The sequence below is a fragment of the Streptomyces sp. NPDC002884 genome, from assembly GCF_040295245.1.
Lineage (GTDB): Bacteria > Actinomycetota > Actinomycetes > Streptomycetales > Streptomycetaceae > Streptomyces.
The window spans coordinates 19865-39792 of record NZ_JBEOVB010000014.1 but is presented as its reverse complement, the minus strand read 5'-3'; the positions used below and the strand labels follow the sequence as shown (position 1 = coordinate 39792).

The 19928-nt window shown below is 70.6% G+C and carries 14 protein-coding genes; 7 read left to right on the top strand and 7 right to left on the bottom strand.

Annotated elements, in window-relative coordinates; all coding sequences use genetic code 11:
* Window positions 1–17 precede the first annotated feature (17 nt).
* Both ABT070_RS26030 and ABT070_RS26025 read left to right on the top strand, forming a co-directional pair.
* Window positions 18–1277, top strand: a complete 1260-nt coding sequence (locus ABT070_RS26030; protein ID WP_351764424.1) for a hypothetical protein — start codon at window positions 18–20, stop codon at window positions 1275–1277.
* Window positions 1278–1469: 192 nt separating this feature from the next.
* The gene (locus tag ABT070_RS26025) at window positions 1470–3029 is read left to right on the top strand and encodes a hypothetical protein (protein WP_351764283.1); all 1560 of its coding nucleotides are present in this window, start codon (window positions 1470–1472) and stop codon (window positions 3027–3029) included.
* Window positions 3030–3116: 87 nt separating this feature from the next.
* On the opposite strand, the gene ABT070_RS26020 is transcribed toward ABT070_RS26025, so the two are convergent.
* Window positions 3117–3530 carry an organic hydroperoxide resistance protein gene (locus tag ABT070_RS26020; protein WP_351764282.1) on the bottom strand — a complete coding sequence of 138 codons (414 nt, stop codon included), beginning with the start codon at window positions 3528–3530 and terminating at the stop codon, window positions 3117–3119.
* Between the two features lie 142 nt (window positions 3531–3672).
* On the opposite strand from ABT070_RS26020, the gene ABT070_RS26015 reads away from it, so the two are divergent.
* On the top strand, window positions 3673–4170 hold the full coding sequence (locus tag ABT070_RS26015) for a MarR family winged helix-turn-helix transcriptional regulator (protein WP_351764281.1): 498 nt from the start codon (window positions 3673–3675) through the stop codon (window positions 4168–4170).
* 147 nt (window positions 4171–4317) lie between these two features.
* Here ABT070_RS26015 and ABT070_RS26010 read toward each other — a convergent pair whose 3' ends face one another.
* Both ABT070_RS26010 and ABT070_RS26005 read right to left on the bottom strand, forming a co-directional pair.
* Complete coding sequence (locus ABT070_RS26010) at window positions 4318–4962, bottom strand: response regulator (RefSeq protein WP_351764280.1); 645 nt, start codon at window positions 4960–4962, stop codon at window positions 4318–4320.
* Between the two features lie 34 nt (window positions 4963–4996).
* Entirely contained in the window at window positions 4997–5635 is a 639-nt protein-coding gene (locus tag ABT070_RS26005; RefSeq protein ID WP_351764279.1) for a TetR/AcrR family transcriptional regulator, read from the bottom strand.
* 173 nt (window positions 5636–5808) lie between these two features.
* Here ABT070_RS26005 and ABT070_RS26000 point away from each other — a divergent pair, with 173 nt between their 5' ends.
* Together ABT070_RS26000 and ABT070_RS25995 are read left to right on the top strand one after the other, a co-directional pair.
* The gene (locus ABT070_RS26000; protein WP_351764278.1) at window positions 5809–6726 is read left to right on the top strand and encodes an ABC transporter permease; all 918 of its coding nucleotides are present in this window, start codon (window positions 5809–5811) and stop codon (window positions 6724–6726) included.
* Window positions 6719–7570, top strand: coding sequence for an ABC transporter ATP-binding protein (locus ABT070_RS25995; protein WP_351764277.1), 852 nt, complete (start codon window positions 6719–6721; stop codon window positions 7568–7570). The genes ABT070_RS26000 and ABT070_RS25995 overlap by 8 nt, the downstream gene beginning before the upstream one ends.
* Before the next feature lie 103 nt (window positions 7571–7673).
* Here ABT070_RS25995 and ABT070_RS25990 read toward each other — a convergent pair whose 3' ends face one another.
* Window positions 7674–12632 (bottom strand): NAD-glutamate dehydrogenase, encoded by a 4959-nt coding sequence (locus ABT070_RS25990; RefSeq protein WP_351764276.1) that lies wholly within the window; start codon window positions 12630–12632, stop codon window positions 7674–7676.
* A 791-nt stretch (window positions 12633–13423) separates the two neighbouring features.
* Between ABT070_RS25990 and ABT070_RS25985 the strand changes: the two genes are divergently transcribed.
* Window positions 13424–13990 (top strand): DJ-1/PfpI family protein, encoded by a 567-nt coding sequence (locus ABT070_RS25985; RefSeq protein WP_351764275.1) that lies wholly within the window; start codon window positions 13424–13426, stop codon window positions 13988–13990.
* 213 nt (window positions 13991–14203) lie between these two features.
* Here ABT070_RS25985 and ABT070_RS25980 read toward each other — a convergent pair whose 3' ends face one another.
* Window positions 14204–14875, bottom strand: a complete 672-nt coding sequence (locus ABT070_RS25980; RefSeq protein WP_351764274.1) for an HAD family hydrolase — start codon at window positions 14873–14875, stop codon at window positions 14204–14206.
* A gap of 226 nt (window positions 14876–15101) precedes the next feature.
* Window positions 15102–15617 (bottom strand): DUF6912 family protein, encoded by a 516-nt coding sequence (locus ABT070_RS25975; RefSeq protein WP_351764273.1) that lies wholly within the window; start codon window positions 15615–15617, stop codon window positions 15102–15104.
* A gap of 332 nt (window positions 15618–15949) precedes the next feature.
* Here ABT070_RS25975 and ABT070_RS25970 point away from each other — a divergent pair, with 332 nt between their 5' ends.
* Window positions 15950–16657 carry an Rv3235 family protein gene (locus ABT070_RS25970; RefSeq protein ID WP_351764272.1) on the top strand — a complete coding sequence of 236 codons (708 nt, stop codon included), beginning with the start codon at window positions 15950–15952 and terminating at the stop codon, window positions 16655–16657.
* Window positions 16658–16870: 213 nt separating this feature from the next.
* Here ABT070_RS25970 and secA read toward each other — a convergent pair whose 3' ends face one another.
* Entirely contained in the window at window positions 16871–19717 is a 2847-nt protein-coding gene (gene secA, locus ABT070_RS25965; protein ID WP_351764271.1) for a preprotein translocase subunit SecA, read from the bottom strand.
* Between the last annotated feature and the right edge of the window lie 211 nt (window positions 19718–19928).

Genomic DNA, 19928 nt, shown 5'->3' with positions numbered 1-19928 from the left:
CGCGGCCGCGCACCTGGGTGCTGGTCCTGGTCGCCGTGTTCGCGCTGCTCCAGCTCGCGAACGTGACCGGCCGGGACACGCCGGACAGCAAGAACTACCTGTCGTACGCGCTGGGTCTGCGCGGGGAGAGCAAACGCGCGGCGGCGGCCGTGACCATCGACTACGCCTGCGCGGGTGAGGCCTCGGCCGCGGCCCGCGGACAGAGCGTGGACGTGCTCCGCTTCGACGCTCCCGACCCCGGCCGCCGGGTCGCCGCCGCATGCCGGAAGCGGGAGTGGCGCAACGTCGACGCGCGGTTGAGGGCGGGGCAGACCGGCGGGCACACCGTGCCGTTCATGCCGGAGCGCTTCATGCGGATCTTCGAGGCGCGCCCCGGCTACCCGGTGTTCCTGCTGCCGTTCATCACGCTGTTCGGCGTGACCTGGGGCGTGTGGCTGGCGGGTGTCGCCGTGGCGGCGGCGGGCGGGGTGCTGGTGTTCCTGATCCTGCGCACCCTGCGCGCACCGGCCTCCGTCTGTCTGACCGGGCAGGCCCTGTACTACGTGCTGCCGTGCGGCACGACCGCGATGCGTCCGATGACCGAGGGTCTGATGCTGGCGCTGACCCTGGCGGCGGTGTGGGGGTGCGCGCTGGCACTGGACGGCGCGGTGCGTGCGGGGGCGTGGCTGGTCGGCGGTTCGCTGGCCGCCCTGTTCACCGTCAAGCACTCGCAGGCGCTGTTCCTCGGGCTGTGTCTCGCGGGGGCGGGCGCGCTGATCGCCGTACGGCGATCACGGCGCGGCCGGCCGCCGGGGCCCGGGGTGGTCGCGGTGACCGTCGCGGGTGGTTTCGGGGTGCTGGGGACGCTGGTACTGGCGAGGCTGCTGCACTATCCGTCCGAGGCGGAGAGCCTCCAGGATCTGCTGACCCACCACTTCGACCGGCCCGACCGCACGCGCGTGTGGCCGGAGTTCCTGAGCCTCGAGGGAAACTTCTGGCGGGAGTGGCTGCGCCGGCAGCTGTGGGAGCCGCTGTTCGTGGCCGCGCTGGCGGCCGGGGCCCGGGGTGTGGCCCGGGGACGGCGGCGGGCGTTCGGCGTGTTCGTGCTCGGCGCCGCCTGCACCGGGGTCCTCACCCAGGCCGGACACCCGGACATCACCATCTGGGGCGACCGGCTGATCGTGCTGGCGTGGCTGCTGCCGGTGCTGGGGGTGCCGCTGCTGCTCGAGCCCGTGCTGCGGGGGCGGGTGGCCCTGCCGGTCCAGGAAGGGGCCGATCGGGCTCACTCCTTGAGGTGACTTTCGGCAAGGCCGTTGACCGGGCGGGAAGATACGGCCAATGCCCCTCTTTGCCCAGCTCGGACCCCGGTACGGTGCGCGGTCGCGTTCCCTGCCCGGTTCCCTGTTCCCCTCCCTCCCCGGCGCGGCCCGGTCCGGTACGGCCGGATGCGGCCCGGCCGGGTCCGGTGCGGTCCGGTCCGGTGCGGTCCGTTGAGCACCGGTGTCCTGACCCGGCGGCCCGCGCTCGGCGTGACGGCGCTGCACGGCGGGCGGGGGTGGCGGCCGACCCCGTACCAGGCCCTCGGCTTCCTGTTCTGGCTGGTGATGTCGCTGGCGTACTGGCGGGTGCCGCAGTGCTGCGACGCCGGCCAGCACGCGGCGGTCGTCGAGCGCCTGAAGGACCGCCTGCTGGACCCGCGGCACCCCATGGGCGATCTGCCGGGTGCGGGCAGCCCGTACTACTCGCCGTACGCGGTGGCGGAGGGCGCGTTCGCCCGGGTGACCGGGCTGACGGGCTGGGAGGTGCTGCGGGTCGCCGGCCCGGTGAACCTGCTGGTGCTGCTGACCGGCATCGGCCGCTTCACGCGCGTGCTGACGCCGAGGCCGTGGGCGCCGGTGCTCGCACTGGCGGCGATGACACTGCTGTGGGGCACCGAGCGGGCCTGGTGGAGCGGCTACCTGGGTCTGATGTCGATGACCGGCAACCTCGGCTACCCGTCCACCTTCGCCATCGGGCTCGCCTTCTGGGCGTGGGCGCTGACGGGCACGCGCGCGCGTGACGCGCGTCGGGTGCGGTACGTGGGGCCGAGCGGGCTGCGCGGCTACACCGGGTACGTGGCCCTGGGCCTGCTGTACGGGGTGATCCTGCTGGTGCATCCGATCACGGCGGTCGCGGCGGGGGCCGGGGGCGCGGCCTTCGTCGTGGGGTGGCAGCGGGGCCGGCGGGCCGCGGTTGCCGCCCGGTGGGCGGCGGCAGGAGCCGCGGCGCTGCTGGTGGCCGCGGTCTGGCCGTACTTCGACGTGTTCGAGCTGGCCGGGGACGGCAGCGTGGACGCGATGCACCGGCGGCTGTACGACGGGCTGGCCGGCCACTTCTGGCTGGCGCTGCTGGGACTGCCGGCGCTGTGGGCGCGGGGCCGCCGCTCGGTGCGCGATCCACTGGTGCTGATGTTCGTCCTGGAGTGCCTGGTGGTGGCGTACGGCTTCGTCAGCGGCCACTACACCTACGGGCGGATCCTCGGGCTCACCCTGGTGCCGCTCCAGTTCGCCCCGGCCGTGGCACTGGCGGCGCCCCGGCCGTGGCGGCCTGGGCGGCGGGTGCTGGGCGCGGTCGCGGCGGGCGCGGCCTGCCTCGGTTTCCTCACGGTGCAGGCGGGGGCGGTCGTGCCGCGCGCGCTGGACCCGGTCGGCTTCGAACCGCCGCCGCGCTGGCCCTCGTACGACTGGGCCGCGCGGTACATCGGGCCCGGCGAGGTGGTGGTCACCGACGGGTACTACGCGGTGCACACGATCGCCGGGTACGGGCCGAACCTGGCCGCGCCGGCCTGGCCGGACGCGGCCCTGGACGAACGGGAGCGGCTACGGCGGCTCGACGACGTGCACACCTACCTCTCCCGCGGGTCGACCCGCGCCGAGCGGGTGGGGATCGCCCACCGCTACCGCATCCGCTGGCTGCTCCTGACGCGCTGGCACCCGGTGCCCGAGGAGGCCGTGGTGGTGGCGTGGAGCCGGCGGACGGGGGAGGTGCTGGCACGGGTCGGGAACCACTGAATCGCTGCGTCCCTGAACCGCCGCACCACTGAGCCGCTGGACCGCCGTACCGTTCGGATGCGGGTCGGCGGTCACAGCGGCCGGTGACTACTCGATGACGAGGTCGACCTCGATGTTGCCGCGGGTGGCGTTGGAGTAGGGGCAGACCTGGTGGGCGGTCTCGACCAGCTTGCGGCCGGTCGCCTCGTCCAGGCCCTCGGGCAGCTCGACGCGCAGCGTCACCTTGAGGCCGAAGCCCTCGCCCTGCTTGCCTATGCCGACCTCCGCGGTCACGGCGGCGTCGGTGACGTCGACCTTCGCCTGACGGCCGACGAGACCAAGGGCGCTGCCGAAGCAGGCCGCGTAACCGGCGGCGAAGAGCTGCTCGGGGTTGGTGCCCTGACCGTTGCCGCCCAGCTCCACCGGCGGGGCCAGCTGGAGGTCGATCTTGCCGTCGGAGGAGACGGCGCGACCGTCGCGGCCGTGGGTGGCGGTGGCGACTGCGGTGTAGAGCGCGTCCATGGATGAACCATCCCTCTCGGAAGTCGTGTCGGGGGGTGGCCGGCCCTCGCGCCGTTCGCGTCCGGACCGCCTCACGGAGATAAGTAGAGCACACAATTAAGTTGTGCACAACTAAATGGCTCGCTGGAGCTACCCTGGAGACATGACCGCGACGCCCACACCCGCAGCGCAGGAGAACGCCGAGGAGAACTGGCTCCGCCTGGACAGCCAGATCTGCTTCTCCCTGCACGCCGCCTCGCGCGCCTTCAACGGCGTCTACCGCGTGATCCTCAAGGAACTCGGACTGACCTACCCCCAGTACCTGGTGCTGCTGGTCCTGTGGGAGCACGGCGAGCTGCCCGTCAAGAAGCTCGGCGAGCACCTGCGCCTCGACTCCGGCACGCTCTCCCCGCTGCTCAAGCGGCTGGAGACGGCCGGCCTGGTGCGCAGGGAGCGCAGCTCCCGTGACGAGCGCTCGGTGGAGATCCGGCTCACCGAGGAGGGCGTCGCGCTGCGCGAGCGGGCGCTGCGGGTGCCGCGCCGGATCGTTTCGGCGACCGGGTTCGACCTGGACGAGATCCGCGACCTGCGCGAACACCTCGACCAGCTCACCTCGGCCCTCGACGCGGCGGCCCTGGAGGAGGAGCCGGAGAACGCGTGACGCCCCGGCCCGCACCGCGCGGCTCCGGCGGCCGGACGCCGTGGCCGCCGGGACCCACAGCGCCGGGACCGACAGCGCCGCGGCGGTCCGAACCGAGCGCCGGTCCGAGCCGAGCGACGGTCCGAACCGAGCGACGGTCCACCCGGGTCAGGCGTTGTTCAGATACGCCAGTACGGCCAGCACGCGTCGGTGGCCGCTGTCGCTCGGGGGGAGACTCAGCTTCAGGAACACGTTGCCGATGTGTTTGCTGACGGACCGTTCGGTGATGACGAGGGCGCCGGCGATGGTCGTGTTGTCGCGGCCCTCGGCCATGAGCTTCAGCACCTCGCGCTCACGCGGTGTGAGCGAGTCCAGCGGCGAGTCGCGGCGGCGGGACATCAGCTCCGTGACGACCTCGGGGTCGAGCGCCGTACCGCCGGAGGCGACCCGCTCCAGGGCGTCGAGGAACTCGTCGACCCGGCCCACGCGGTCCTTCAGCAGATAGCCGACCCCGCTCGCGCCCCCGCCCAGCAGCTCGGCGGCGTAGGACTCCTCGACGTACTGGGAGAGCACCAGCACCGGCAGGCCGGGAATCCTCTCGCGGGCCTCCAGCGCGGCCCGCAGCCCCTCGTCGCGGAAGCCCGGCGGCATCCGTACGTCGAGCACCGCCACGTCCGGCCGGTGCTGGAGCAGCGCCGGAAGGACCTCGGGGCCGGAGCCGACGACGGCCACCACCTCGTGTCCCGCCGATGTCAGCAGCAGGACCAGACCCTCCCGCAGCAGGGCGTTGTCCTCGGCCAAAACGACTCTCATGCCACCTCGACTCCCGTCACGGCGTCCGCGCCGCTCACAGCGCCTTGATCGCCTCGGTGGTCGCACGAGCCAGCGCGCCCAGGTACCCCTTGGGCAGCTTCGGGCTGCGGATCACCACCGAACGCCAGTAAAGCGGACCCGAGATCAGATCGAGCGCCAGCTCCTCGTTCAGGCCCTGGCGGACCTCGCCGCGCTGTTCCGCGGCGGCCACGATCTTCAGGGCGACCTCCTCCTGCCCCTGCTTCAGCGCCTTCTGCAGGGCCTCGGCGATCTCCGGGTTGCGGGCCGCCTCGGCCTGGAGGTCGGGGATGATCTGCGAGGCCACCGGATGCCGCAGAGCCCGGGAGCTCACCTCGTAGAGCATGCGCAGATCACCCTCCAGGCTGCCCGTCTCCGGGGCCGGCAGCCCCTGCACGGCGATCACCGAGACGATGTCGAGGACCAGGTGCAGCTTGGAGCGCCAGCGCCGGTACACCGCGGTCTTGCCCACCCCGGCGCGCCGGGCGATGCCCTCGATGGACATCCGCGCGTAGCCGACGGTCGCGAGTTCCTCGAACACGGCGGCCCGGATGGCCTCCGTCACGTCCTCGCGGAGCACGGCCGCGCCCGCGGGGGCCCGGCGGCGCGGGCGCACCTGGGGTCCATCGGCGTTCGTCGTCATGCGTACCAGCATAGGGCGTTACGACGAAACGGTTGCGTTCCGACGACGAATCGGCCTACTCTCACGTTGCGACGATACGGTCCCGTTCCGACGTAAGAAAACGTAAAGAAAAGCGTAAGGAAACGTCGAGCGGCCACGGAAACGCCGCCGCCCGCACCCCCTTCCCCCGAGCGAAAGCAGCGGATGTGAGTCAGGTCCTCCACACACCGCCCCAGACACAGGCCGCCCCCCACGGCGACCTCGCGGCTCTGGCCGCCCGTCACGGCCTCACGGTCAGCGGTGCCCGCCCGTCCCTGCCCGAGTACATCCGCCAGCTCTGGGCGCGCCGCCACTTCATCACCGCGTTCGCCACCGCCAAGCTCACCGCCCAGTACAGCCAGGCGAAGCTGGGCCAGGTCTGGCAGGTGATGACCCCGCTGCTGAACGCGGCGGTCTACTACTTCATCTTCGGTGTCCTGCTGGAGACCAAGAAGGGCGTGGCGGACTTCATCCCGTTCCTGGTCACGGGCGTGTTCGTCTGGACGTTCACCCAGAGCTCGATCATGGCGGGCACCCGGGCCATCGGCGGCAGCATCGGTCTGGTGCGGGCCCTGCACTTCCCCCGGGCCGCCCTGCCGATCTCGTTCTGCCTCCAGCAGCTCCAGCAGCTGCTGTTCTCGATGGCCGCCCTGCTGATCATCCTGTTCGCCGTGGGCGTGCCGCCGGCGCTGTCCTGGGTCCTCGTCATCCCGGCCCTGACGCTCCAGTTCGTCTTCAACGCCGGCGTCTCGATGATCCTGGCCCGGCTCGGCGCGAACACCCCGGACATCTCCCAGCTGATGCCGTTCATCCTGCGCACCTGGATGTACATCTCGGGCGTGATGTGGAGCATCGACAACCTGCTCGAGAAGCACCAGGGCATGCCCGCCTGGGTCGCCGACCTGCTGCGGGCCAACCCCGCCGCCGTCTACATCGACCTGATGCGCTTCGCGCTGATCGACAGCTTCCACGCGAGCCAGCTGCCGCCCCACGTGTGGCTGGTCGCGACCGGCTGGGCGCTGCTCGCCGGCGTCGGCGGCTTCATCTACTTCTGGAAGGCTGAGGAGACGTACGGCCGTGGCTGAGAACGCAACGCGCACCGCGCCCACCGCGCCCACCGAGCCCGTCGACGAGCGGGCCCCCACCGTCATCGCGGACGGCGTCGACATCGTCTACCGGATCAACGGCACCGGCAGCGGCCGGGGCAGCGCGACGGCGGCCCTCAACCGCATCATCCGCCCCGGGCAGGCCCAGAAGGCCGCCGGCATGCGCGTGGTGCACGCCGTCAAGAACGTCACCTTCGTCGCGTACAAGGGCGAGGCGATCGGCCTCATCGGCACCAACGGTTCCGGCAAGTCGACCCTGCTCAAGGGGATCGCGGGCCTGCAGCCGGTGGAGAACGGCAAGATCTACACCGACGGCCAGCCCTCGCTCCTCGGCGTCAACGCGGCCCTGATGGGCGATCTGACCGGCGAACGCAACGTCTACCTCGGCGGGCTCGCCATGGGGATGACACGCGAGCAGATCAAGGAGCGCTACCAGGAGATCGTCGACTTCTCCGGCATCAACGAGAAGGGCGACTTCATCTCCCTGCCGATGCGCACCTACTCCTCCGGCATGGGCTCCCGGCTGCGCTTCTCCATCGCCGCCGCCAAGGACCACGACGTACTCCTCATCGACGAGGCGCTGTCGACCGGCGACGCGCGGTTCCAGGCACGGTCGGCGGAGCGCATCCAGGAGATGCGCGCGCACGCCGGCACGGTCTTCCTGGTCAGCCACAGCAACGCCGCGATCCGCGAAACCTGCGACCGCGTGCTGTGGCTGGAGCGCGGCGAACTGCGCATGGACGGCCCGACGGAGGAAGTCCTCGAGGCGTACGAGGACTTCACCGGGGACAAGAAGAAGAAGCCCAGGCCGAAGCCCGCCTGACGGAACGACGGACACACGAGGGGTGCCCCCGAGCCTCGACGGCTCGGGGGCACCCCTGTCTCCCGTGTGCTGACCTGCCCTTACGCGTGCTTACGGGCGGCGCCTACGAGTGCGTCCTCAGCAGCGTACGCATCGTCCGCATGGCCACCGACAGATTGGCCAGGTCGAACGTCTCCGAGCTCTGGATCTCCTCCAGCGTCGTACGCGCCCGGCCCAGGATCGCCGCGTTCTTCTCGTCCCACGCCTCGAAACGCTGCTCGGGCGTCGAGGTGCCGTTGCCGACGGCCAGCACGTCCGCCGTCAGCGCCGCATGGGCCGCGTACAGGTCCTCACGGATGGAGGCGCGGGCCATGGACTGCCAGCGATCGGCACGCGGCAGGTCGATGATGCGGTCCATGAGCTGGGTGATGTGCAGACGGTCCGCGAGGTCGTAGTAGACGTCGGCGACGTCCAGCGGGTCCCGCCCCATACGGTCGGCCACCGAGACGATGTCCAGCGCCGGGAAGGCCGAGGAGAACCCGGCCACCCGGGTGGCCAGCTCGTCCGGGACACCGGCGTCGGCCAGCTCGTCGTGGATCCGCTGCCACCACTCCAGGTCCGCGCCCCGCAGCAGCTTCGTCAGCTGCGACCACACCTGCTCGACCCGCTCGGCGAAGAAGTCGACGGTCTCGGCGAGCTGCAGCGGCTGCGGCCGGTTGTTCAGCAGCCAGCGCGTACCGCGCTCGACGAGCCGCCGCGAGTGCAGCCGGATACGGGTCTGCACCTCGGCCTCGACCTGGTTGTCGAGATCCTCCACCGCGTCCCACACCGGCGACGAGCGGAAGATCGCCCGGGCCGCGGTCTGGGCCCGCACGATCTCCTCCAGCGAGGCGCCGGTCTCCTCCCGCAGCCGGTGCAGATACGTCGTACCGCCCGTGTTGACCGTGTCGTTGACCAGGACGGTCGTGGTGATCTCACGGCGCAGCGGGTGACTGTCGATGCCCTCGGGGAACCGCTCGCGCAACGCCGTCGGGAAGTACGCGTGCAGCAGACCGCGCAGGTACAGGTCGTCGGGCAGCGAGGTGTGCAGCAGCTCGTCCGACACCGTGATCTTCGTGTAGGCCATCAGGACGGCCGTCTCCGGGCTGGTGAGGCCCTGGCCGGCGCCGAGACGCTCACGGATCTGCCGGTCGGTGGGCAGGAACTCCAGGGCCCGGTCCAGGTGCTTCTCCCTCACCAGGTGACGCATGAAGCGCTGCTGGGCGTGGAGCATGTCCTTGGACTGGGCGAGGGCGTTGGCGATCGCCGTGTTCTGCGCGTAGTTGTTGCGCAGGACCAGAGCGCCGACCTCGTCGGTCATCTCCGCGAGCACCTTGTTGCGCTGCTTGACGGTCATGTCGCCCTCACGGACCAGACCGTTCAGCAGGATCTTGATGTTCACCTCGTGGTCGGAGGTGTCCACGCCCGCGCTGTTGTCGATGGCATCCGTGTTGATCTTGCCGCCGTGCAGCGCGAACTCGATCCGGCCGAGCTGGGTCAGTCCCAGGTTGCCGCCCTCGCCGACGACCTTGACGCGCAGATCGGCGCCGTCCACCCGGATCGGGTCGTTGGCCTTGTCACCGACGTCCGCGTTCGACTCCGCGCCGGACTTCACGTACGTGCCGATGCCGCCGTTCCACAGCAGGTCCACCTGCGCCCGCAGGATCGCCTTCATCAGGTCGGCCGGGGTCAGCTTGGTGACGCCCGCCTCGATGCCCAGGGCCTCCCGGATGTGACCGTTGACCGGGATCGCCTTCGCCGCACGCGGGAAGACACCGCCGCCGGCGGAGATCAGATCGCCGTTGTAGTCCGCCCAGCTGGAGCGGGGCAGCTCGAACAGCCGGCGGCGCTCGGCGTAGGAGGTCGCCGCGTCCGGCCTCGGGTCGATGAAGATGTGCCGGTGGTCGAAGGCGGCGACCAGACGGATGTGCTCGCTGAGCAGCATGCCGTTGCCGAACACGTCACCGGACATGTCACCGATGCCGACGACCGTGAAGTCCTCGGCCTGCGTGTTCACGCCCAGCTCCCGGAAGTGCCGCTTCACGGACTCCCAGGCGCCGCGGGCGGTGATGCCCATGCCCTTGTGGTCGTAGCCGGCCGAGCCGCCGGAGGCGAAGGCGTCGCCGAGCCAGAAGTTGTACGACTCGGCGACCTCGTTGGCGATGTCCGAGAACGTCGCCGTGCCCTTGTCGGCGGCGACCACCAGGTAGGTGTCGTCCTCGTCGTGCCGCACGACGTCGGCCGGCGGCACGACCTCCCCGCCGACCATGTTGTCGGTGATGTCGAGCAGCGCCGAGATGAACGTCCTGTAGCTGGCGATGCCCTCGGCCAGCCACGCGTCACGGTCCACACCCGGGTCGGGCAGCTGCTTGGCGACGAAGCCGCCCTTGGCGCCGACCGGCACGATGACGGTGTTCTTCACCATCTGCGCCTTCACCAGCCCGAGCACCTCGGTACGGAAGTCCTCACGCCGGTCGGACCAGCGCAGACCACCGCGCGCGACCTTCCCGAACCGCAGGTGCACGCCCTCCACCTGCGGCGAGTACACCCAGATCTCGAACGCGGGCCGGGGCGCCGGCAGATCCGGGATGGCCTGCGGGTCGAACTTCATGGACACGTAGTCGTGCGGCTCGCCGCCCGCGCGCTCCTGGAAGAAGTTCGTCCGCAGGGTCGCCTTGATGACGGTGAGGAAGGACCGCAGGATCCGGTCCTCGTCGAGCGACGCCACCTGGTCGAGAGCGGCGTCCAGCTCCTCGAGCAGCGCGTCGACGATCTCGTGCCCGGCACGCTGCCGGTCGGGCGACATCCGCGCCTCGAACAACGACACGAGCAGCCGCGTGGTGTGGACGTTGGTCCGGAGGGTGTCCTCCATGTAGTCCTGGCTGAACGTGGACCCGGCCTGGCGCAGGTACTTGGCGTACGCGCGCAGCACCATCGCCTGCCGCCAGTGCAGCCCGGCGCCCAGCACCAGCGCGTTGAACCCGTCGTTCTCCGCCTTGCCGGTCCAGGTCGCCGAGAACGCCTCCTGGAACCGCTCACGCCCGTCGTCACCGAGCCCCCCGCCGGGACCCGCCAGCGACTTGGGGATACGCAGACCGAAGTCGTAGATCCAGGCGTTGCTGCGGTCCGAGCAGCGCAGTTCGTACGGCCGCTCGTCGATCACCTCGACACCGAGCCGGTTCAGGACCGGCAGCACGGCCGACAGGGAGATCGCGTCACCCTTGCGGTAGATCTTGAAACGGCGCTCGCCGGGCGCGGCGCCCACCGGCTCGTACAGGCTGAGCGAGAAGTTCCGCTCCTCCGTGAGCCGCTCCAGATGGCAGAGGTCGGCGACGGCGGAACGCGGGCTGTGGTCGGCCTTGTAGCCCTCGGCGAAGGCACTGTTGTAGCGGCGCAGCAGCTCCGCGGCCCGCTCCTCGCCGAGTTCGGCGTTGAGCGCCTCCTGGAAGGCGTCGGCCCAGGAACGGGCCGCCTCGACGAGTCGCGCCTCGATGCGCTCCTTGTCGGTGTCGGACAGCTCCGGCAGCTCGGTGCCCTGCGGGACCCGGACGACGAAGTGCAGCCGGGACAGGATCGACTCGGTGTTCCAGGCGGTGAAGTCGACGTTCGTCCCGCCCAGCTCCTCCTTCAGGATGTCGATGATCCGCAGCCGCACACCCGTCGTGTAGCGGTCGCGGGGCAGGTAGACGATCGCCGAGTAGTAGCGCCCGTACTCGTCCTGCCGCAGGTACAGCCGCAGCCTGCGCCGCTCCTGGAGATAGAGCACGGACGTGACGATGGCCCGGAGTTCGTCCACCGGCGTCTGGAAGAGCTCGTCGCGCGGGTAGGTCTCCATGATCTGGAGCAGGTCGCGCCCGTCGTGGCTGTTGGGCGAGAAGCCGGCGCCCTTCAGCACCGCCGCGACCTTGCGCCGCACGACCGGCACCCGCACCACGGACTCGGTGTAGGCGGCGGAGGAGAACAGCCCGAGGAACCGACGCTCCCCGACGACGTTCCCGTCCTTGTCGAACTTCTTCACTCCGACGTAGTCGAGGTAGGAGGGCCGGTGCACGGTGGCCCGGCTGTTCGCCTTGGTCAGCACCAGCAGCTTGTGCTCACGCGCCTTGGCACGGGCATCGGCGGGCAGCCGCTCGAAGGAAGGGCTGACGGGGTGGCTGTGGTGGCTGTCGGTGTCGGCGTGCTGCGGGTCGGAACGCAGAATGCCGAGCCCGGTACCGGGGACGGCGGCGAGGGAGTCGTCCCCGCGCAGCTGGTACTCCCGGTAGCCGAGGAACGTGAAGTGGTCGGCGGCCAGCCAGCGCAGCAGCTCGCGGGCCTCGTCGACCTCCGGCCGCGCCAGATCACCGGGGACGGGCTCCTCCTGGAGCTGATCGGCGACCCGCATCGCGGTGTCCCGCATCTTCTCCCAGTCCTCGACGGCCTCCCGCACGTCGGACAGGACGCGCACCAGGTCGGCGGTGATCTGCTTCAGGTCGGCACGGTCGGTCTCACGGTCGATCTCGACGTGGATCCACGACTCGACATGCCCGTCGTGCGGCAGGTCCCCCACGGCGGGCGGGGTGCTGAGCACCTCGATGAGCTTGCCGGCCACATCCCGCCGCACGACGACCTGCGGGTGGATGACGAGGTGGATCCCCCGCCCCTGCCGGGTCAGCTCATTGGTGACCGAGTCGACGAGGAACGGCATGTCGTCGGTCACGACCTCGACGACCGAGTGACTGCACGTCCACCCGTTCTCCTCGACGGTAGGGGTGTGCACCCTTACGTTGGCCGTCCCCTGCGGCCGGTTCTCGGCCAGCCGGTAGTGCGAGAGCGCGGCTCCGAAGACGTCGACCGGGTCACGGCCGCTCAGGTCCTCCGGGGCGGTGTGCAGGTAGTAGCGCTGCAGGAACGCGAGGAGGGAGTCGTGGTCCGGGGTCCCCGGAGCAACGCCACCCTCGCCCGTCGTCCCAGTCGGTAGATGCCCCCCGACCGGGCTGTTCTCAGCGACCCGCGCCGCCCTCTCGAGCAGCTCGGCCTTGGCTTCGTCCAGCTTGGTCTGCATTGTCCTCTGGCTCCTGTCGCGCGCCGTTGCGTGACGTAGAAGGAAGTACGGTCTCTTCCCCTGCGGCTCGACGCCACGGCCCGGGGTCTCCGGTCTGCTCCGACGCTATGCCGCAAGGTGAGATGAGCGGGGGGTTATCAGCCATTCTCGACACCGCTCCCGGGTGTGACGCTGCTCTCCGCGCCAGATGCATCCGGGGGGTGCACGGCGTCCTGGGGGCCCTTTCGGCCCCGTCCCGCCCGCGCCGACCAGCGTCCGCCGCCCGGCTGCGGAGATGGTCCGCACACACCGGGCGCAGGGCAGGGGCAACAACGCCCCCGCGAGCTATCGCGCTGATCACGCCACCAAGGCTATCGCCCCTCCCGGGCCTCCCGTCATGAGCCGTATGTGTACAAAACAGAGCCCCCAACTTTGCCGTTCTGCACAGAGCCAAACCGGGGTGAGACGTGGGATGGGGCGGGTGGCAAGGGGACGGGGAGACGGGGGGGACGGGGGGAGTGGACGGGGGGAGTGGACGGGGGGAGACGGAGGAACGGAGTCGCGCAGGGGTGCACGGCACAGAGGCCGCCCGCGGGTGCGGGGGACGCAGTCCCCGCAGGGGTGCAGGGGCGGAGCCGCTGGTGGGGTCGCTGGGGCGGAGCCCCTGGGATGGGACAGGTAGGGGCGGCGGGGGCGAGAAAAGTCGACGCCGACCCCACCCCGCGGGACGCTGAAAGCGCCCTCTTGGCAAGCCCACCCCCCAAGAGGCACGTTGCCCCATGGCAACGCCCGCCCGAGAGGAGCCACCCACCATGACCGCGAAGATCCTCATCGTCACCGGCGACGCAGCGGAATCCCTGGAAGTCCTCTACCCCTACCAGCGTCTGCGCGAGGAGGGCTACGAGGTCCACATCGCCGCCCCCGCCCGCAAGAAGCTCCAGTTCGTCGTCCACGACTTCGAACCCGGCTTCGACACCTACACCGAGAAGCCCGGGTACACCTGGCCCGCCGACCTCGCCTTCTCCGAGGTCGACCCCGGCCAGTACGCCGCCGTCGTCATCCCCGGCGGCCGGGCCCCCGAGTACCTCCGCAACGACCCCGAGCTCCGCAAGATCCTCAAGTCGTTCTTCGACGCCGACAAACCGGTCGCCCAGATCTGCCACGGCCCCCTGCTCACCGCGGCCGCCGACGCGCTCCATGGCCGACGCGTCACGGCGTACCCGGCGCTGGAGCTCGACATGCAGTCGGCGGGCGCCACCTTCCAGGACGCCGAGGCGGTGGTCGACGGCACCCTGGTCTCCGCCCGCGCCTGGCCGGACCACCCGGCCTGGATGCGTGAGTTCCTGAAGGTGCTGCGCAGCAAGGCACCGGTGACGTGACCTGACCTGACCCACCCCACGCGGCCCGACCCCAGGCCCCCGGGTCCCGGGACTGCGACCCCCTGGCCCCCGGCCCCCCAAGCCCCCAGGCCTCAACAGGTGCGGCGCCCTCAGGACGCCGCACCCGATCCGACGCTGGATGCGGCCACCCACAAAACCCCTGAGACCCCTACGCCAAACCCTTGAGACGCCTACGCCAAACCCTGGAGCCCCCTACGCGGCCGTGGCCAACCGCCCCGCGAGCTCCACCGCCTCCCCCAGCGTGTCCACCACGGGCACCCCCACCCCCTCCAGGCTGGCCCGACTGTGCGACCCGCCGGTGTACAGGACGGCCCGCGCGCCCACATGCAACGCGGCCACCGCGTCGTCGGCGGCATCCCCGATCACCACCGTGCGTGCCGCCTGCACCCCGGTCAGCGCCTCGAGGTGCCGCACCATGTGCTCGGCCTTGCTGCCCCCGGAGGGCCCGGTCCGCCCCTCGACCCGTACGAAGTGCGGCTCGATCCCGAATCCCCGGACCAGCGGCACGAGTTCATCGTGTACGTACATGCTCAGCAGGGACTGGCTGTGCCCCGCCGACCGCCACCCCGCGAGCAGCTCCACCGCGCCCTCGGTGAGCCCGCACCCCACCCGGTGCTCGGCGTAGTACCGATGGAAGACGTCGTCCATGACCTCCCACTCGGCATCGGTGGGCAGCCTTCCCATCAGCCTCTCGTAGAACTTCGGCACCGGAACGCAGTACAGCGCCCGGTACCGCTCCAGCGTGATGGGCTCCAGCCCCAGCTCGACGAATGCCGCGTTCGTCGCCCCGATGATCGCGTCGTTGTCGTGGAACAGCGTCCCGTTCCAGTCCCAGACGATGTGCGCCGCTTCCTGCTTCCCCATACCTGCAAACGTACCCGCCACCACCGACAATCAAGTGACCGACCGAAGCGACGGCCGATCGCCCTCGAAGCCACCTGACCAGGCAGGCGGACAGCCGACAAAAACAAGCACGTCAGCGGTCGCCAGTCGGCAGTCGGCACCAGTGGCAGTGACAGTGGCAACGCCAGCAGCGGCAGCGGCGGCAGCAGCAGCCGTCGGCCGACAATCAGCAGCCGGCCTGGCGAACTCAGTCGCCCGACCCCACCAGAGTCGGGATCTCCTGCCTGGCGAACCACAACAGCTCATGGTCCTCGGCCCCGTCCACGACGAACTGCGCGTCGTCGTCCCCGCCGTCCGCCGCCGCGAGCGCCTCCGCCGCGGCCGTCACGTCCGCCTCCGCCTCCCCGGCGTCGACGTGGACCGCGGCCGCCTTGGCCAGCGGCACGGCGCCCGTCACCCGCACCTCGCCCAGCGCCGCCGGATCGAGCCCCCGGTCGGGGTCCACGGCGGCCACACGGTCGGGTACGTCCACGGCGACGACGACCCGGCGCCGCGGGGCGCCCTGATCCGCCGCGAGCAACCGCAGCGAGGCGAGCGCGGCCCTGCTGAGCGCCGCGTACTCCAGCTCCTCGATGTCCTCGGAGAGATACCACTCGCGCAACGCGGGCGTGACGGCGTACGCGACGAGCGGCCCGGACCCCAGCTCACCCGTCTTGTGCGCCTCGGCGAGACCGGGGAGGGTCAGGGGGACGTAGACGCGCATGGGTGGCCGCTCTTTCGTGGTCGCAGGCTCGGACTCGGTGCTCCGGGGAGGGGCGGTTCCGCGTCTCCCCGAGAGCCTTCAGGATACGTGCGGCCGTCCCCTTTCGGGCCCCCGCCCACACCCTCACCGGCGTCAACCCGGGCCGCCCGATTCACCCTGCCCACCCCCGCCACGCCGGTCTCCCACCACCGCCGGCCACCCTGATAGGTGAACTTTCCCCGCCCCCGCCACGGACGCCCCGCTTCCTTGCCGTCACGGACCGTGACCCCGTACAAGATCCGCAACGGCAAGTTACCGACCGGTAGAGCCGAGCCCAGCGAACGGGGACACCCATGGACAAGGTCATGACACGGACGCAGCACCACCCAGGCGCCCGCCCTCCCGGCCGCCGCGACACCCGCCGCCCCGCGGCCGCCCCACCCCGCACCCCGAGCGGCGGCGCCCCCCGTACGGCACCCGCGGGCGGCCGCCCACCCGGTCCCCCCGGCGCCGGCTCCCCCACCCGCACCCGCCCGGCCGACGGCCGCCCCACAACCCCCCGGTCCCTCACCCACCACCCGACGACCCACCCCGGGGCCGGTACCGGCACGGGCACCGGCACGGGCACGGGCACGGGCACAGTCGCCCCCGCCGATGCCAACGCCCCCACCGGCTCCCCGTCCGTCCCCGCCCAGACCCCCCGCCGCCCCGTCTCCCAGCCCCGCCCCACCGACCTCTTCGCCGACCGCCTCCTCGCGGTCCTGACCGGCCGGCGCCCCGTGCACTTCATGCTCCGGCACACCCTCGGCCACGCCTACGACGACCTGGCCCACCTCGCCGAACGCGGCCCCCTGCGCACCACCCACGGCGTCCGTCCCGTCGTCCGGGACATCGGCTACTACGTCCCACGCCCCGGCGCCATCGAGGCCTTCGCCCGCATCGGCGCCGGCGACCGCGTACGGGCCATGGCCTTCCGCCTGGAACTCGGCACCGACCACCGCTGGCGCTGCACCGCGGTGGAACTCGACGGCACCCGCAGGCCCCACCCCCAGGACGACTGAACCGCCCTGCGGCCGCCGAACGGCAGAGGGCCGGGCCACCCGAAGGTGACCCGGCCCTCAAGCCGCTACGGAGCCCACAGCGCCGTCACGTCATACGCCGCGTCCGTCACGTCATACGCCGCGTCCGTCACGTCGTACGCCGCGTCCGTACGCCACGCATCACACGTCACGCCCGGCAGACGGCGCCGCAGGCAGCCGTGCCCTACTCGTGCCCTACTTCTTGCGCCGCCGCCCGGCCTTCGCCTGCTTGCGGCGCTCCGCGCGCGTGAGGCCATCGGCCTCGGAGCGCACCGGCTCGTCCTCGTCACTGTCGAAGTCGCCCTCGATCGTGCCGCCCTCGCCGTCCACCGTCGGAGCCGAGAAGTGCAGCTGACGACGCTGCGGAGCGTCCAGCCCCTTCGCCCGGATCTCCGGACGCGAACCCGCCTGCGCCGGCACCACGTCCTGCTTCTCCATGTCGACCGGCGCGGCGTCCTCCACCGGGACCTCCTCGACCTGCTGCTCGACCTGGACCTCCAGGTTGAACAGGTAGCCGACGGACTCCTCCTTGATGCCGTCCATCATCGCGGAGAACATGTCGAAGCCCTCGCGCTGGTACTCGACCAGCGGGTCCTTCTGCGCCATCGCCCGCAGGCCGATGCCCTCCTGGAGATAGTCCATCTCGTAGAGGTGCTCGCGCCACTTGCGGTCCAGGACCGACAGCACGACCCGGCGCTCCAGCTCACGCATGATCTCGGAACCGAGCTGCGACTCCCGCGACTCGTACTGGTCACGGATGTCGTCCTTGATGGACTCGGAGATGAACTCGGCGGTCAGACCCGCCCGGTCACCGGCCGCCTCCTCCAGCTCCTCGACGGTGACCTTCACCGGGTAGAGCTGCTTGAAGGCGCCCCACAGCCGGTCCAGGTCCCAGTCCTCCGGGAAGCCCTCGGCGGTCTCCGCGCCGACGTACGCGTCGATCGTGTCGTCCATGAAGTGGTGGATCTGCTCCTGGAGGTCCTCGCCCTCCAGAACGCGGCGCCGCTCACCGTAGATGACCTCACGCTGACGGTTGAGCACCTCGTCGTACTTCAGGACGTTCTTACGCGTCTCGAAGTTCTGCTGCTCCACCTGCGACTGCGCGGACGCGATCGCGCGCGTGACCATCTTGTTCTCGATCGGCACGTCGTCCGGCACGTTCGCCATCGACATCACGCGCTCGACCATCTGCGCCTTGAACAGCCGCATCAGGTCGTCGCCCAGCGACAGGTAGAAACGGGACTCGCCCGGGTCGCCCTGACGGCCGGAACGACCGCGCAGCTGGTTGTCGATACGACGCGACTCGTGCCGCTCCGTACCCAGCACGTAGAGGCCGCCCAGCTCCTTGACCTCGTTGAACTCGGCCTTGACCGCCTGCTCGGCCTTCTCCAGAGCGGCGGGCAGCGCGGCGGCCCACTCCTCGATGTGCTCCTCGGGGTCGAGGCCGCGCTGACGCAGCTCCGCCTCCGCGAGGTCGTCCGGGTTGCCGCCGAGCTTGATGTCGGTACCACGGCCGGCCATGTTGGTCGCGACCGTCACGGCGCCCTTGCGGCCGGCCTGGGCGACGATCGACGCCTCACGCTCGTGGTGCTTGGCGTTCAGCACCTCGTGCTGCACACCCCGCTTGGAGAGCTGCTGCGACAGGTACTCGGACTTCTCGACCGACGTCGTACCGACGAGGATCGGCTGGCCCTTCTCGTGCTTCTCCGCGATGTCGTCGACGACCGCCTCGAACTTCGCGACCTCGGTGCGGTAGATCAGGTCGGACTGGTCCTTGCGGACCATCGGCCTGTTCGTCGGGATCGGGACCACGCCGAGCTTGTAGATCTGGTGGAACTCGGCGGCCTCGGTCATCGCCGTACCGGTCATGCCGCAGAGGCCGGGCTGTTCCTTCTCGTCATGATCGTGACGCTTGTAGAGGCGGAAGAAGTTCTGCAGGGTGATCGTCGCGAGCGTCTGGTTCTCGTCCTTGATGTCCACCCCTTCCTTCGCCTCGATCGCCTGGTGCATACCCTCGTTGTAGCGGCGGCCGGCGAGGATACGGCCCGTGTGCTCGTCGACGATCATGACTTCGCCGTCCATGACGACGTAGTCCTTGTCCTTCTTGAAGAGCTCCTTCGCCTTGATGGCGTTGTTCAGGTAGCCCACCAGAGGGGTGTTCACCGACTCGTACAGGTTGTCGATGCCCAGCCAGTCCTCGACCTTGCTGACACCGGTCTCGTGAATGGCGACCGTGCGCTTCTTCTCGTCGACCTCGTAGTCGCCGGTCTCCTCGAGGCCCTTGAGCGGGTTGCCGGCCTCGCCCTTCTTCAGGCGCGTCACCAGCTTCGCGAAGTCGCCGTACCACTTGGTGGCCTGGTCGGCCGGACCGGAGATGATCAGCGGCGTACGCGCCTCGTCGACCAGGATGGAGTCGACCTCGTCGACGATGGCGAAGTTGTGGCCTCGCTGGACCAGCTCGTCCTGCGCCCACGCCATGTTGTCGCGCAGGTAGTCGAAGCCGAACTCGTTGTTCGTGCCGTACGTGATGTCGCACGCGTACATCTCACGGCGCTGCGCCGGCGTCATGTTGGCGAGGATGCAGCCGACTTCCAGGCCCAGGAACTTGTGGACGCGACCCATCATCTCGGAGTCGCGCTCGGCCAGGTAGTCGTTGACCGTGATCAGGTGGACGCCCTTGCCGGACACCGCGTTCAGATACGCCGGCAGCGTGCCGACGAGCGTCTTGCCCTCACCGGTCTTCATCTCGGCCACGTAGCCGAGGTGCAGTGCGGCACCGCCCATGATCTGCACGTCGTAGTGCCGCTGGCCGAGGACACGCTTGGCGGCCTCGCGCACGGTGGCGAAGGCCTCGGGCAGCAGGTCGTCCAAGCTCTCACCGTCGGCGTACCGCTGCTTGTACTCATCGGTGAGGGCCCGCAGCTCGGCGTCGGAGAGGTCGACGAAGTCCTCTTCGATGGAGTTGACCTGGTCCGCGATGCGGTGCAGCTTGCGCAGGATCTTGCCTTCGCCTGCACGCATGATCTTCGAGAGGACGGACACGGGGGTTGGTCTCCTTGCCGGTCGGGCCTGGGACGGTCGGTTTCCAGTGGACTTGCTGAGCAACGGCCATCGTATGCGAGGACCCCGCCGCCCCGGGAGGCCTGCCGCCACGAGGACCACACACTGCTGCGCGCCTGCTCCAAAATCTTCTTCAAACAGGACAACGGCCGGGCCCCGCCGATGGTGCCGCGCCCGCCGGACGAATTGCGCG